The organism is Undibacterium sp. GW821-FHT07F11 (assembly GCF_059418665.1).
This window is the reverse complement of sequence record NZ_JBWKQH010000003.1, coordinates 137,915-152,837: the sequence shown is the minus strand read 5'-3', so window position 1 is coordinate 152,837 and position 14,923 is coordinate 137,915. Positions and strand designations below refer to the sequence as shown.

Genomic DNA, 14,923 nt, shown 5'->3' with positions numbered 1-14,923 from the left:
TTCAGCTCCTGGAACAAAGTTGAAGCAATTCTGCTTCTGTCAATATAGTTAAACCCAATTCTTGCGCTTTTACCAGCTTGCTTCCCGCATCATCGCCAGCAACCAGATAACTGGTTTTTTTTGATACTGAGCCTGAAACCTTGCCGCCCGCTTTTTCTATGATCTCTGTCGCCTGATCACGACTCAGTGTAGGCAACGTACCTGTCAATACCAGCGTCTTGCCAGCCAATACCTGCTCACCTTTTTCCTGGACTTCTATCTCAGGCCAATGTATGCCGGACGCCAGCAATTGCTCCACCAACTCCACATTAAGCGGATCAGAAAAAAAGCGGAGTATCGATTTGGCAACCACAGGACCGACATCCGATACTTCCAGCAACTGCTCTTCCGTCGCTTTCATTAATGCATCCGTATTACCAAAATGTGCAGCGAGATCTTTTGCCGTAGATTCACCAACATGGCGTATCCCCAGCGCATAGATAAAACGCGGGAAACTGGTCAGCTTCGATGTTTCCAGCGCACTCAATACATTTTGCGCAGATTTCTCTGCCATGCGGTCCAGCTCAACCAACGCGCGCAGACCAAGCTTATACAAATCTGCAGCAGTTGTAACGACATTCTTGTCGACCAACTGATCAATGAGCTGCTCTCCTACACCATCAATATTCATTGCCTTACGTGAAGCAAAGTGCGACAAGCCACCCTTGCGTTGTGCAGTACATTTTATCCAGCCACCGCTGCAACGGGCAATCGCTTCATCTTCCGGCTTTTGTATGGGCGAGCCACAAATCGGACACTCCACCGGCATGACAAACTGGCGCGAATCTGCCGGACGTTTTTCCAATATGCTGGCAACGACCTCAGGTATGACATCACCTGCGCGGCGTACAGAAACCGTGTCGCCTATACGTATATCCTTGCGCTGTATCTCCTCTTCATTGTGTAAGGTGGCGTTGGTTACAGTCACACCACCAACAAAGACAGGGGCCAGCCTGGCCACAGGTGTGATCGCACCTGTTCTACCGACCTGCACCTCTATATCCAATATCGTTGTCTCTATAATTTCGGCAGGGAATTTATGAGCAATAGCAAACCTTGGCTCTCGATCTCTAAAGCCAAGTTGGTGTTGCAAGGAAAAATCATTTAATTTATAAACTAATCCATCAATTTCGAAGTCAAGACTATCTCTTTTCAACTCAATTTCTTTGTAGAAATTCAATAAAGCCAAAGCACCATTTACAATTTTTCTAGAATTGCATACTGGTATGCGCATTTCTTGATACCATTTCAGTAGTTCATCGTGCGTTTTTGGCGCGTACTCATCCTCTAATAGTCCTACGCCGTATGCAAAAAATTTCAGATTCCGTTGAGCAGTAATTTTTGAGTCTAACTGACGCAAACTTCCAGCGGCAGCATTGCGTGGGTTTACAAATTCTTTTGATTGCGAATCGCGTTGTTTTTGATTCAATCTCTCAAAATCTGCCTTAAACATTACGACCTCCCCCCTAACTTCTAATACTTTCGGGGGGAAAAAATGCTCCAATTGAAGCGGTATGGTTCTGATCGTTCTAATATTCTCCGTTACATCTTCCCCAATTTCACCGTCTCCTCTAGTCGATGCTTGTACTAGTATTCCATCTTCGTAACGTAAATTCACTGCTAACCCATCAAATTTCAAATCTGCCGCGAATTGAAATGTCGATACATCCCCCAGCTCTTTTTGAATGTTTTTTACCCAATTTTTAAGCTGGTCATCAGTTTGAGCCTTTCCCAAAGACAGCATTGGAATGGAGTGTTTTACTTGTGAAAATGCTGCCAAAGGCACCCCACCAACCCGACGTGTAGGTGAGTCAAGAGTTCTTAAATCAGGGTATTCAAACTCTATTTTTTGCAACTCATCAAAGAGTTTGTCATACTCAAAATCTGGAATGATAGGATTATCTAATACGTAGTAAGCATACCCGTGACGATTTAATTCAGTTCGAAGATACTTTGCGCGAGAACTGGGATCAACTGAATTTGAGACGCTCTCGTTGCTAGGTAAAAAATTCAACATATAATTTCAACTAAATAATCGCTGGGCACGCAAAGAGCCAGCAGGAATCTGCGCCTCTGCCATTGCGGCATAAAATTCATGGACCTGGCCGGATATCTCATCCAGCGCCAGTTTGGAAATAGGCTGATTGCCATCATCCACGACTGTACCGCCCAGACGCGTCGCCAAAGAGCGGGCGCAAGCTGCCATGGCACCAAAGCCATCACGAGCAGGGGCAACGCAGGGTACATCCAGTAACAGCGTCAGACGCGAAGTCATGGTTTCACTGACGCTGACATTGGTCGATAAGGTGAACAGGCTGCCGCCGTCACCATCAGGCATCATCAAACGACCGTCAGGGCGCTGATCAAAACCCATTTTCTCCAATGCTGCCAGCAAAGTATTCAAGGCCCATGGCGCACCATTGGCAGCGATATTCACACTCAGTTGGGCATCATGTTCAGCGACGAATTGATGCAATTCGCGGGCATTGACCATGACTTTGTTCATGTCTGGAATATCTGGATGTGCGCTGAGATTGTCAGCAATCGCCCGCAATTTCATGATGAATTCAGAATATTCCAATTCATTCAAAGGGCCATTGCGGCTGACCATTTGCACGCCGGCAAACAGACAGGTATAAGCCCCGCCAACGGCAATCACATCGCGCTCGCCGCTATGGCTTTGGCCTATGAAATGCACAGGTTTTTTGCCTACATACTTAAGATCAGCAATTTCTGCCAATATTTTTTCGCCACGTACAGGTGTTTCAAATTCCAATGGAATTACGCAATCGATTAATTCATCAACTGGCAATTCTTTATCCTGAACAGCTACCGGGGCTTCCATTTCAGTGGCAACATCTGCGTGCATGGGTGCATGGTGTTGTGGCACATCGTCGACTGGCTGCACATCACCATCCAGGCTAGGCTCATGCCGGACTATGGACTCCACGGGCGCATCAGGATTCATGAGGACATCATCATGTCCATCGCCAAACGCATTTTCAACGGTTTTCTTGGCTTTGTATTCTTGCCATTTATTAAAAATAAGGACGCCTACCACCAGCGTTCCACCTATCGCTAACAAACTTATTTGTAGATCTGTCATGCTGCTTGAACCTCAGTAGCAAAATTGACGGCAGATTCCATATCTACCGCCACGATTCGTGAAACCCCCTGTTCTTGCATGGTGACACCAATCAATTGTTGTGCCATTTCCATCGCAATCTTGTTATGGGAGATAAATAAAAATTGTGTGTTTGACGACATGCGTTTCACCATATTACAGAAACGCTCGGTATTTGAATCATCCAGCGGTGCATCAACCTCATCAAGCAAGCAGAAAGGTGCAGGATTCAGCTGGAACATCGAGAATACCAGCGCAGTTGCTGTCAGGGCTTTTTCACCACCAGACAGCAAATGAATGGTCGCATTCTTTTTGCCAGGTGGCTGCGCCATGACTTGCACGCCAGAATCGAGGATTTCGTCGCCGGTCATGATCAGTTTTGCCTGACCACCGCCGAATAAAATTGGGAAAAGCTCAGCGAAATGATGGTTCACCTTGTCAAAGGTATCCTGCAACAAGTCGCGTGTTTCAATATCAATCTTGTGGATGGCATCTTGCAAGGTTGTGATCGCCTCAGTCAAGTCAGCATGCTGGGCATCCAGGAAAGTCTTGCGTTCAGTTGCTTGCGCCAGCTCATCTAGAGCAGCCATATTCACCGCACCTAGCGCTGCAATCGCATTGGTCAGACGGGTAACTTCACCCTGCAAATAAGATGGTTTGAGATCATCATGCAGTTTTTGCGCCAGGGCTTCCTCATCAACTTCAAAATTACGCAATTGCTCCGAGAACTGTTCCTGGCTCAGACGCGCAGCCTGTTCTTTCAATTGCAACTCAACGATACGGTCACGTTGCGGTTGCAGGCTGCGTTCCACCTGCATTTTGGATTCTTCGTGATGGCGTAATTGTTGCGTCAGTTGATCCAGTTCATGACGGGCATTTGCCAGCGCCACTTCCTGAGAACTACGTCTGTCCAGCAAATCTTGCAAACCGGCTTGCGCAGTCTGGTCATCCATGGATTCCAGCTCAAGCTGTCCCTGCTGCATGCTGGCGAATAATTGCGCTGATTGCTCCAGCGCAGTCGCAATGCTGCGGCGCAATTCTTCCATCTTGCTGCGATGGGATTTTTCTGCAAAAGCTGCTTCCTGAGCGGCCAGTTCCAGATCGCGCAGACGCTGTCTGGCTTCATTCAATTGCTGTTCTTTTTCCAGATAAGCGGTCTGGCCTTCTTCATGGGTTTCCTGCAGTTCCGCCAGGTCCATGTCCAGTTGCTCAAATTTTTGCTCGGACTCTGCCCTGATTTGCTGTTGCTCACTCTCTTGCGAAGCAATTTCTGCCAGATCACTGCCTATCTGCGTGCTGCGCTGATTAAAGCGCTCCTGCACTTCAGACAATTTCATGAATTCAATTTGCAGACTGTGCGTAGTCTGTGTCAGGCTGCCCACGCGCTGGCGCAAGTCTTGTAATTGCTGTGTGGCCTGAGTGTAAGCAGATTCTGAGCGTACAGCGCGGGTCTTGGATTCGTCCGCCAGCATATGCTTGGCGCGGCATTGCTTGGTGATGTTTTCTATCTCTTGCTGGCGGCCAAGTACACCATCCTGCTCGGAATCGGAGGCGTAAAAACGCACACTTGAGCGGGCAATCACATGGCCTTGCTTGGTGATAAAACAGGCACCGGCTGGCAATTTAACCCTGTCCATGAAGGCAGAAGTAATATCGTCAGCGATATAAACCTGATGCAACCAGTCCTGCATCAAACCACGCAAACCTGCATCATTGAGTTGCAGTAAATCGATGAAAGGTTTGAAGCCAGCCAGAGGTGTGACAGCTTCTGCTACGATAGTGGGCGCACAAACAGCCAACTTGGCAGGTGGCGCATCACCAAAAAAAGCCTTAGCCCAGTCCAGGTTCGACATTTCCAGCGCTGCGGTACGTTCACGCAAGATAGATTCCAGCGCGGTTTCCCAACCAGCTTCGATATGCAGTTTTTGCCAGATTTTTGGCAAACCACTCAATTCGTGCTTTTCCAGCCAGGGCTGTACTTTGCCCTGGCTTTGTACTTTTTCCTGTAATTGCTTCAGGGCCAGCAGACGTGCTTCCAGTTGCGCATATTCAGCGCTATCCTGGTTCACTTGCTGCTGCGCCTGTTTGCGCTCATCTTCCAGCAAAGGCAAGCGCTCTTGCGCTTCCTCCAGTTGCATGGTGAGTTCTTCCAGCACCTGCTTTTTCTCTTCCAACTGCGTGGACAAATTATCCAGATGCGTCGTATCCGGCAATACCAGACCCTGCTTCTCCTGCATCAGGCGTTCACGTCTGGATGCCAGAGTGTTCAGGATATTCGAGGCATTGCGCTGATGGGCAGATTCCAGCTCTATCTGCTGCTGCATCTGCATGATTTTGGCGCGTGATTCTGTCGTCTTCAGTTGAGACTCACGCCATATTTGCTCCATCGCGGGCAGTTTGTCTTGCTGTTGCTGGCTGACTTCCAGTGCCTGCTCGGCGCGCATGGCCAGTTCCTCGACATGGATTTCGCCTTCAGACAAATCATCCTGGAATTGCCGACTCTGATTTTGCCATTGATCGCGCTGTGCAGTCAGTGACTGCAATTGCGATTGCAAACGGCTGCGTGATTCGATGACAAATTTGATTTGTGCTTCCAGGCTGCCAATCTCAGCGTTGGTCTGGTACAAATGACCTTGCGCCTGATGCATGCGGTCGCCGACTGCATAGTGGGCCTGACGCATTTGCTCCAGCTCCAGCTCGACATGGCGCAGCTTGGCTGTTTGCTCTTCGAGGTCGGTTTGGGTCTTTTCTATTTCGGCAAAATGCTTTTTTTGTTCGTTTTCCGCTTCTTTTTTACGCAGCAACCACAACAGTTTTTGCTTTTCTTCCTGGTCAGTCTGCAATTCGCGGAATTTATTGGCAACTACGGCTTGTGCACCCAGCCTGTCAAGGTTGTTATTCAGCTCGCGCAGGATGTCTTCAACACGTACCAGGTTTTCATGGGTGTCGTGGATGCGGTTTTCTGTCTCGCGGCGGCGCTCCTTGTAGCGGGAAACACCGGCAGCTTCTTCGAGAAAAATCCTTAATTCTTCCGGACGGGCTTCAATGATGCGTGAAATCATACCCTGACCGATAATCGCGTAAGCACGCGGACCCAGGCCTGTACCGAGGAAGATGTCCTGAATATCACGGCGGCGCACTGGCTGACCGTTGATGTAGTACGTAGACGTGCCATCACGCGTCAAGGTACGCTTGACGGCGATTTCACCGTATTGGCTCCATTGACCGGCAGCTTTACCCATGCTGTTATCAAAAACCAGCTCGACTGATGAACGACCAGCGGGTTTGCGGTGGGTAGAACCGTTAAAGATAACGTCCTGCATGGATTCGCCACGCAGCTCAGAGGCTTTGGATTCACCCAAAACCCAGCGCACAGCGTCAATAATATTGGACTTGCCGCAACCATTAGGGCCGACAACACCAACCAGTTGGCCAGGAACCTGAAAATGGGTGGGATCTACAAAAGATTTAAATCCCGCTAATTTAATAGAAGTTAATCGCACTTTATATAATTTTATTATCTTTTGCAGTCAAATCTACCGCGTATCGTATATATGCCAAGGCCATCAATGCCAGCCGCGTTCCTGTATCGCTGCATCATACCATCGTAAGAGCAAAATTTTCAGTTTTCAAACTTATGACACAATTTACATATTAATCAGTATTTCACGCAAGTACAGGTGAAAGCCTTTCTCTATAGAATCCTCAGGACGCTATAATACGGATTGCAAATAAGAAGTAACAAGCACAAGCAGACCAAATAAAATGCCGGAATACGGCCAGCAGGCCAGAGAAATTGGCTAAAAATCTGTTTGGCATCGACAACAATTCGAAAAAATGACATTTAATCCTTATCTCAGTAAGTTGCAGCCGTATCCGTTCGAGAAACTGAAACGCCTGTTCGCCGATGTTGTACCGAATGCCAAGTTTCCAGCCATTAGTCTGGGCATAGGCGAACCCAAGCACCCTACTCCCGCTTTGATCAAGGATGCCATCGTCAACAATATGGCAGGCTTGGCCAGTTACCCATCCACCGCTGGCTCGGATGCCTTGCGTAACTCCATTTCTGCCTGGCTGGGAAGCCGTTACAGCATACCTCCATTGGATGCTGCGACTCAGGTTTTGCCTGTCATCGGTTCACGCGAAGCCTTGTTCGCCCTGGCGCAAACCGTCATCGACCCCAGTGCCTGCAAGAATGGGCTGCCATTAGTGGTATGCCCCAACCCGTTCTATCAGATTTACGAAGGTGCAGCGTATCTGGCCGGAGCTGAGCCCTATTTTGCCAATGCTGACCCTGAACGCAATTTTGCACCTGACTATAAGAGCATCCCTGAATCCGTCTGGCAACGCGTACAGCTGCTGTATATCTGCTCTCCCGGCAACCCCACTGGCGCAGTATTGAATCTGGATGACTGGAAAGAGTTATTTGCCTTGTCAGACCGTTATGGTTTTGTTATTGCTGCAGATGAATGCTATTCCGAGATCTATTTCAAAGCCGAAGCACCGCTGGGCAGTCTGCAAGCCGCACGTGAACTGGGCAGGAATGATTATCAACGCCTGATTACCTTGTCCAGCCTGTCAAAACGCTCGAATGTACCTGGCATGCGCTCCGGCTTCGTAGCCGGCGATGCGGAAATCATCAAGAAATTCCTGCTGTACCGGACTTATCATGGCAGTGCCATGAGCCCGAATATACAGGCTGCCTCAGTTGTGGCATGGAATGACGAAGTGCATGTGCAAGAAAATCGCGACAAGTACATACGCAAATTTGCCCAGATCACACCGATTTTGCAGGAAGTGCTGGACGTAAAACTGCCTGACGCTGCCTTTTACCTGTGGGCAAAAATTCCTGATGCCATGGGCTTATCAGATACGGAGTTCGCCCGCCGCCTGTACGAGGAATATAATGTAACAGTTCTGCCCGGTAGTTATCTGGCGCGTGAGGCTCATGGTATCAACCCTGGGCAAAACCGCATACGCATGGCCTTGGTGGCTGAGCCTGAAGAATGCCTGGAAGCGGCACAAAGGATAGTCAGCTTTTGCAAGAATTTTACTTCGGCAACAGTCTGATATTGTAGCCAAACAGTAGACACAAGATTATTTCGGTTTTTATTTTTTACATTTTCATTTGAAGACACTCAACATGACTCAACAATTACAGCAAATCATTGATCAAGCCTGGGAAGACCGCACAAATTTCTCACCAAAATCTGCGCCTGCAGAAATCCGCGAGGCAGTTGCCCATGTACTGAGTGAACTTGATGCCGGCACTCTGCGCGTTGCGCAAAAAATTGAGGGTAGCTGGCAAGTCAATCAATGGATCAAAAAAGCTGTATTGCTGTCTTTCCGTCTGGAAGACAATATCTGCATGCCTTCTGGTGATCATATGCAGTTCTTCGACAAAGTGCCAACCAAGTTCGCCACTTACACGGCAGAAGACTTCGTCAAAGGCGGCTTCCGCGTGGTGCCACCTGCAGTTGCACGCCGTGGCAGCTTTATCGCAAAAAACGTGGTGTTAATGCCTTCTTATGTCAATATCGGCGCTTATGTCGATGAAGGCGCGATGGTTGATACCTGGGCGACTGTCGGGTCTTGCGCACAAATTGGTAAAAACGTACATTTGTCTGGTGGCGTTGGCATCGGTGGCGTACTGGAGCCTATGCAAGCCAACCCGACCATCATTGAAGACAATTGCTTTATCGGTGCACGTTCAGAAATCGTTGAAGGTGTGATCGTTGAAGAAAATTCCGTCATTTCCATGGGCGTCTACATCGGTCAGTCCACCAAGATTTATGACCGCGCCACTGGCGAAGTTAGTTATGGCCGGGTACCTGCAGGTTCTGTTGTTGTTTCCGGTAATTTGCCATCTGCTGATGGCAAATACAGCCTGTATTGCGCAGTGATTGTGAAGCGCGTCGATGCACAGACACGCTCGAAAACCAGCATCAATGAATTGTTGCGTGGCGCTTGATTTAGTACTTTTTGCGTCGTTCTTGCATTATTCTTTTAATAATTAGCTCAGCTTAGGGAAACATCATGGCAGCGATGGAGAGGTTATTTCAACTGATGAAGGAAAAACAGGCTTCTGACATGTTTTTCGCGATGAATTCGCCCATACATTTGAAAATCAATGGCAATCTGCTCCCTATCAATCAGCAGAAGATGGACCAGGCAAACATTCTGTCGCTGCTCAGTGAGGTAGTAGAGTCTGAGCATATGGAGGAACTGGAAGAAAAAAACGAACTGAATATCGGTATCGGCGCACCAGGCATAGGTCGTTTCCGTCTGTCGGCCTTCCGTCAGCGTGGTTCCATATCTGCTGTCTTCCGTTATGTGCCTGGTGATATTCCCAAGCTTGACACCCTGCATTTGCCACCGGTACTGGCTGAGCTGATTATGGAAAAACGTGGTTTGATCTTGCTGGTCGGCTCGACCGGCTCAGGCAAGTCAACTACGATAGCATCCATGCTGGATCACAGGAATGAAGTCAAGACCGGCCATATCCTGACGCTGGAAGACCCGATAGAATTTTTGTTCCGCAGTAAAAAATCCATCGTTAACCAGCGTGAAATTGGCAGCGATTCTGAAAGTCTGAAAACGGCGCTGAAAAACTCCTTGCGTCAGGCACCAGACTGCATCCTGATTGGTGAGATTCGCGATCTGGAAACCATGATGGCAGCGATTGCCTATGCGCAATCCGGCCATCTGGTATTGGCGACCCTGCATGCGAATAATAGTTATCAGGCATTGAATCGCATCATCAGTTTCTTTCCTATGGAAACGCGTAGTGCATTGCTGCTGGATTTGTCGTCATCCATACGCGCGATTATCTCGCAGCGCTTGATACGCGCTAAAGATGGTGGTCGTGCCCCTGCAGTCGAGATCATGCTCAACACCCGCTATGTGGCTGAGTTGATAGAGCAAGGCGATATCTTCCAGATCAAGGAAGCTATCGAGAAAAGCTTGTCACCTGGTTCGCAAACCTTTGAGCGCGCCCTCATGCATTTGATCAGGGAAGGTTTGATCACGCAGGAGGAAGGCTTGGCCAATTCTGATTCTGCCAATAACTTGTTATGGCTGCTGAACAATGAAGCCGCAAGCGTTACAGCGCCTCAACCAGAGCCAGAGCCAGAAACCAAAGAAGAAGCTTCTTTCACAGAATTTACCCTGAACGTATAAAAGTATGACGCGAAGCATTACCCTGTTTGGCATTCCAAACTGTGACACCGTTAAAAAAGCCCGTACCTGGTTGCAAGAGCAGGAACTGGCTTTTGAATTTCATGATTTCAAAAAACAAGGCTTGAACCGCGCCACCATAGAAACATGGCTGGAGCATCAAGGCCTGGATGTGTTGATCAACCGCAAAGGCACCACCTGGCGGGCGCTTAGTGACGAAGAAAAATCCTCTGCCACAGATACTGAGCAAGCCATTGCACTCATGCTGGATAAACCATCTGTCATCAAACGCCCGGTATTGCTGATCAATAATGATGGCAAATCGCAAGTGAATGTCGGTTTTTCTGTGCCGCAATACCAGTCCATTTTCCATAAGTAAACATGAGCAAAACACTTGCCCTGACCGAACAGCTGATTGCGCTGGATTCGGTCACACCTGAAGACAAGGGTTGCCAAAACACCCTGATTGCCCTGCTGGAGCCTCTGGGCTTCCAATGCGAGACAATACAATCTGGTGACGTAACCAATCTATGGGCCAGACGTGGTCAGACCCAGCCTTTGCTTGTGTTTGCCGGTCATACTGATGTTGTACCTACTGGCCCTGTAGCGCAATGGCAGTCTGCGCCATTTACACCTACTCACAGAGATGGCAAGCTGTATGGTCGTGGTGCAGCCGACATGAAAACTTCGATTGCCGCTTTTGTGGTGGCGACAGAAGAATTCGTGGCTGCCCATCCAGGTCATAAAGGGTCCATTGGCTTCCTCATCACCAGTGATGAAGAAGGTCCGGCTACTGACGGCACAGTTGTCGTCTGCGAAAAGCTCAAGGCACGTGGCGAGCAGCTTGACTATTGCATTGTCGGCGAACCAACCTCTGTCGATAAACTGGGTGACACCATCAAGAATGGCCGTCGCGGCACCATGTCAGGCAAGCTGATAATCAAAGGTGTACAAGGCCATATCGCCTATCCGCAGCTGGCAAAAAACCCTATCCATCTGGCCGCCCCTGCCATGGCAGAACTGGTGGCTGAAGTCTGGGATGAAGGTAATGAGTATTACCTGCCAACATCCTGGCAAATGTCGAATATCCATGCCGGCACTGGTGCTTCCAACGTTATCCCTGGCGAAGCGGTTATCGATTTCAATTTCCGTTTTTCCACTGCCAGCACAGCCGAGGGCTTGCAACAGCGGGTGCATGCCATACTCGACAAGCATGGCCTGGAATATGATCTGAAATGGACAGTCGGTGGCCATCCTTTCCTGACCCCCAAAGGCAGCCTCAGCGATGCACTGGGTGATGCAATCCGTGCTGAAACTGGCATAGAAACCGAACTCTCCACTACCGGTGGCACATCTGATGGCCGTTTCATCGCCAAGATCTGCCCACAAGTGGTTGAATTTGGTCCGCCAAATGCCAGCATCCATAAAATTGACGAACACATAGAGCTGCAATACATAGACCCGCTCAAGAATATTTATCGCCGCACTCTGGAAAACCTGCTGACCTGATCAGCTCACCACTGGCCGATACGGAAACAATATGACTACACCCGCTACTACCTTTCTGACTCTGCGCGATCTGTTGCGCTATGCCGTCACCCGCTTCAATAAAGAAAAACTGTTCTTTGGCCATGGCAGTGCCAATGCGCTGGATGAGGCCGCTTATTTGCTGCTGCATACTCTGCATCTGCCACTGGACAAGATAGAACCATTCCTTGATGCGCATTTATTACCGTCAGAAATAGATGCCGTATTGCGCGTAATTGACAGACGTGCAGTCGACCGCGTGCCTGCATCCTACATTACAAATGAAGCCTGGCTCGGCACTTATAATTTCTACGTGGATGAACGTGTCATCGTGCCGCGCTCTTTCATCGCTGAACTGATACCCGAACATTTTTCACCATGGGTGACAGATCCAGAAGCTATCACTAACATCCTTGAACTGTGCACCGGCTCTGGCTGTCTGCCCATTATGCTGGCCGATATGTTCTTAGAGGCGCATGTGGATGCCGTTGATATTTCAAAAGATGCACTGGAAGTGGCCAGGCGGAATGTAGCAACCTATGAATTGCAGGACCGCATTACCCTGATCGAGTCTGACCTGTACAGCAATGTGCCGGACAAGAAATATGACCTGATCATCACCAACCCACCATATGTGAACTCCGGCTCCATGGCCAAACTGCCTAAGGAATACATGCACGAACCACAAATCGCCCTGGCTGGCGGTGATGATGGCATGGACCTGGTGCGCAAGATAGTCGCAGGTGCTGCACAACGCCTGACCGAAGATGGTTTGCTGATGGTGGAAATTGGCAATGAACGTGCCTTCGCCGAAGCCGCCTTCCCAGAACTGAACCTGACCTGGTTGAGTACCAGTGCCGGTGATGACATGGTATTTTTGGTAGAGGCTGACCAACTGAGCAATTTCACTGCATAAATCTGTGTAGCGCAGTGTAATCAGTGTAATAAGTACATTGAAGACGGGCAAAACCAGTTTTGCCCGTTTTTCCATTTTTTTGCATCAATAATTGCATTACCCATTAATTAAGTTTATATGATACGTCTTCAACAAGTCGTCCTGGCGCGCGGCATCAAACCATTATTTGACAGCGTCGATGTGACGCTCAATCCCGGCGACAAGATAGGCTTGATCGGCTCCAACGGTGCTGGCAAATCGAGCTTGTTTGCCATGTTGCGCGGTGAATTGCACCCTGATCAGGGCAGCATTGATTTCCCGGCCAAATGGCAGCTTGCCCACGTCGCGCAAGAAACACCACCACTGGAACGCAGCGCCATTGATTACGCAATAGACGGTGACGTCGCCTTGCGCAAACTCGAAGCACAACTGGCCGAACTGGAAGCCCAGCCAGAAAGCCATGAAAACGGTATTGCCATAGGCAATATGTATGGTGCATTGGCCGATGCCGATGCCTACACCGTGCGCCCACGTGCAGAACAATTACTGCTGGGCCTGGGCTTCAAGATTAATGAACTGGAGCAATCAGTCGCCAGTTTTTCTGGTGGCTGGCGCATGCGCCTGAATTTGGCGCAGGCGCTGATGTGCAAATCCGATTTGCTGCTGCTTGATGAACCAACCAATCACTTGGATCTGGATGCCATCATCTGGCTGGAAGACTGGCTCAAGCGCTATGAAGGCACACTGATCATCATTTCCCATGACCGCGATTTTCTCGATGGCGTGGTGAATGTCATCGTGCATATTGATGAACGCAAGCTCAAGCGCTATGGTGGCAATTATTCTGGCTTTGAACGCCAGCGTGCAGCGCAATTGGAACTCGCGCAAGGCATGCTGGAGAAACAGACCCGCAAACGCGCCCATCTGCAATCCTTTATTGACCGCTTCAAGGCCAAGGCATCCAAAGCCAAGCAGGCACAAAGCCGCATCAAGGCGCTGGCACGTATGGAAGAAATGGCGCCTTTGCGGGCTGCTGCCGAGTTCTCTTTTGAATTCCGCGAGCCACTGAGCGCCCCGAATCCCATGCTGGTGATGGAAGATGTGGATTGCGGCTACCGTACAGAATCAGAAACTGATCACAGCTTCACCGAGAAAAAAATCGTGGGCGATGTCAAGTTCACGCTGCAAATCGGTCAGCGCATAGGCCTCTTGGGTGTCAATGGTGCAGGTAAATCCACACTGATCAAAACCATCGTTGGCGATATCGCACCATTGAACGGTGTCATGCAAACTGGCAAGGGTTTGTCCATCGGTTACTTTGCCCAGCATCAGGTAGAGATGTTGCGTCATGACGAATCACCGCTATGGCACTTGGCCCATATTGCCCCTGATGTACGTGAGCAGGAATTACGCAACTTCCTTGGCGGCTTCAACTTCCCTGGCACCATGGTAAGCAGCCCCATCAAACCATTCTCTGGGGGTGAGAAAGCCCGTCTGGCATTGGCAATGATAGTCTGGCAGCGCCCCAACCTCTTGCTGCTCGATGAACCAACCAACCATCTGGATCTGGAAACCCGCGAAGCCTTGACTGATGCCCTGGCGCAGTTTGAAGGCACACTGGTCGTCGTTTCACATGACAGGCATTTGCTGCGTGCCACAACGGACCAGTTTATCATCGTTGCTGATGGCAAGCTGCAACCATTTGACGGCGATCTGGACGATTACAAAGACTGGCTGTTCAAAAACAAACTGGAAAAAGCCAACCCTGCCCTGCCAGAAAAAACCAAAGCGCAGGAAGCTGCTTTACCACAGGCAAAACCTGTTCCCGCTGCCAAGGTTGATGACAAGGAGCAGCGCAAACGCGACGCCGACGAACGCACACGCCTTGCTAATCTGCGTAAACCAATAGAAACACGCATCAAACGTCTTGAAGAGCAGATGGCCAAGTTGAACATCAAAAAGAAAGACATCGATGCACAGTTGGAAGATGGCGACATCTATAACGATGCCAATAAGGAAAAGTTGAAGACACTGTTACTCGACCAGGCTTACGTCGTCAAGGAACTGGGGCAGATAGAAGCTGACTGGCTGGAGCAGCAGGAATTTCTGGAAGCAGTAGAATAAAGCAAAGGGGCGCATACAGCGCCCCTTTGCTTTTTGAC

The 14,923-nt window shown here is 49.3% G+C and carries 10 protein-coding genes; 7 read left to right on the top strand and 3 right to left on the bottom strand.

Annotated features, from left to right (window positions below; translation table 11 throughout):
* Nucleotide 1 precedes the first annotated feature (1 nt).
* Genes ligA through smc form a run of 3 tightly spaced genes read right to left on the bottom strand, consistent with a single transcriptional unit; the run spans nucleotide 2 to nucleotide 6,666 of the window.
* Nucleotides 2-2,056, bottom strand: a complete 2,055-nt coding sequence (ligA, locus tag AC07OI_RS08100) for an NAD-dependent DNA ligase LigA (protein ID WP_495256855.1) — start codon at nucleotides 2,054-2,056, stop codon at nucleotides 2-4.
* A 6-nt stretch (nucleotides 2,057-2,062) separates the two neighbouring features.
* Nucleotides 2,063-3,145 (bottom strand): cell division protein ZipA C-terminal FtsZ-binding domain-containing protein, encoded by a 1,083-nt coding sequence (locus AC07OI_RS08095; protein WP_495256854.1) that lies wholly within the window; start codon nucleotides 3,143-3,145, stop codon nucleotides 2,063-2,065.
* The gene (gene smc, locus AC07OI_RS08090) at nucleotides 3,142-6,666 is read right to left on the bottom strand and encodes a chromosome segregation protein SMC (RefSeq protein WP_495256853.1); all 3,525 of its coding nucleotides are present in this window, start codon (nucleotides 6,664-6,666) and stop codon (nucleotides 3,142-3,144) included. Before smc ends, AC07OI_RS08095 begins: the two co-directional genes overlap by 4 nt.
* Nucleotides 6,667-7,000: 334 nt before the next feature.
* On the opposite strand from smc, the gene dapC reads away from it, so the two are divergent.
* The 7 genes from dapC (at nucleotide 7,001) to AC07OI_RS08055 (ending at nucleotide 14,885) form a co-directional block, all read left to right on the top strand.
* On the top strand, nucleotides 7,001-8,233 hold the full coding sequence (dapC, locus tag AC07OI_RS08085; RefSeq protein WP_495256852.1) for a succinyldiaminopimelate transaminase: 1,233 nt from the start codon (nucleotides 7,001-7,003) through the stop codon (nucleotides 8,231-8,233).
* Between the two features lie 73 nt (nucleotides 8,234-8,306).
* Nucleotides 8,307-9,134, top strand: a complete 828-nt coding sequence (dapD, locus tag AC07OI_RS08080) for a 2,3,4,5-tetrahydropyridine-2,6-dicarboxylate N-succinyltransferase (RefSeq protein ID WP_495256851.1) — start codon at nucleotides 8,307-8,309, stop codon at nucleotides 9,132-9,134.
* Nucleotides 9,135-9,199: 65 nt separating this feature from the next.
* Nucleotides 9,200-10,342, top strand: a complete 1,143-nt coding sequence (locus tag AC07OI_RS08075) for a PilT/PilU family type 4a pilus ATPase (RefSeq protein WP_492704311.1) — start codon at nucleotides 9,200-9,202, stop codon at nucleotides 10,340-10,342.
* Nucleotides 10,343-10,346: 4 nt separating this feature from the next.
* Nucleotides 10,347-10,718: an ArsC family reductase gene (locus AC07OI_RS08070; protein WP_495256850.1), complete on the top strand. Its 372-nt coding sequence runs from the start codon at nucleotides 10,347-10,349 to the stop codon at nucleotides 10,716-10,718.
* Between the two features lie 2 nt (nucleotides 10,719-10,720).
* A complete protein-coding gene (dapE, locus tag AC07OI_RS08065; RefSeq protein WP_492704309.1) occupies nucleotides 10,721-11,848 on the top strand; it encodes a succinyl-diaminopimelate desuccinylase in 1,128 nt (375 codons plus the stop codon).
* 31 nt (nucleotides 11,849-11,879) lie between these two features.
* Nucleotides 11,880-12,782 carry a 50S ribosomal protein L3 N(5)-glutamine methyltransferase gene (gene prmB / locus AC07OI_RS08060; protein ID WP_495256849.1) on the top strand — a complete coding sequence of 301 codons (903 nt, stop codon included), beginning with the start codon at nucleotides 11,880-11,882 and terminating at the stop codon, nucleotides 12,780-12,782.
* Nucleotides 12,783-12,899: 117 nt separating this feature from the next.
* Nucleotides 12,900-14,885: an ATP-binding cassette domain-containing protein gene (locus AC07OI_RS08055; RefSeq protein ID WP_492704307.1), complete on the top strand. Its 1,986-nt coding sequence runs from the start codon at nucleotides 12,900-12,902 to the stop codon at nucleotides 14,883-14,885.
* The last annotated feature ends 38 nt before the right edge of the window (nucleotides 14,886-14,923 follow it).

Coding starts and splice junctions, on each gene's coding strand:
- dapC (WP_495256852.1), top strand. CDS start 7,001: ATGACATTTAATCCTTATCTCAGTAAGTTGCAGCCGTATCCGTTCGAG.
- AC07OI_RS08075 (WP_492704311.1), top strand. CDS start 9,200: ATGGCAGCGATGGAGAGGTTATTTCAACTGATGAAGGAAAAACAGGCT.
- dapD (WP_495256851.1), top strand. CDS start 8,307: ATGACTCAACAATTACAGCAAATCATTGATCAAGCCTGGGAAGACCGC.
- dapE (WP_492704309.1), top strand. CDS start 10,721: ATGAGCAAAACACTTGCCCTGACCGAACAGCTGATTGCGCTGGATTCG.
- AC07OI_RS08070 (WP_495256850.1), top strand. CDS start 10,347: ATGACGCGAAGCATTACCCTGTTTGGCATTCCAAACTGTGACACCGTT.
- AC07OI_RS08095 (WP_495256854.1), bottom strand. CDS start 3,145: ATGACAGATCTACAAATAAGTTTGTTAGCGATAGGTGGAACGCTGGTG.
- AC07OI_RS08055 (WP_492704307.1), top strand. CDS start 12,900: ATGATACGTCTTCAACAAGTCGTCCTGGCGCGCGGCATCAAACCATTA.
- prmB (WP_495256849.1), top strand. CDS start 11,880: ATGACTACACCCGCTACTACCTTTCTGACTCTGCGCGATCTGTTGCGC.
- ligA (WP_495256855.1), bottom strand. CDS start 2,056: ATGTTGAATTTTTTACCTAGCAACGAGAGCGTCTCAAATTCAGTTGAT.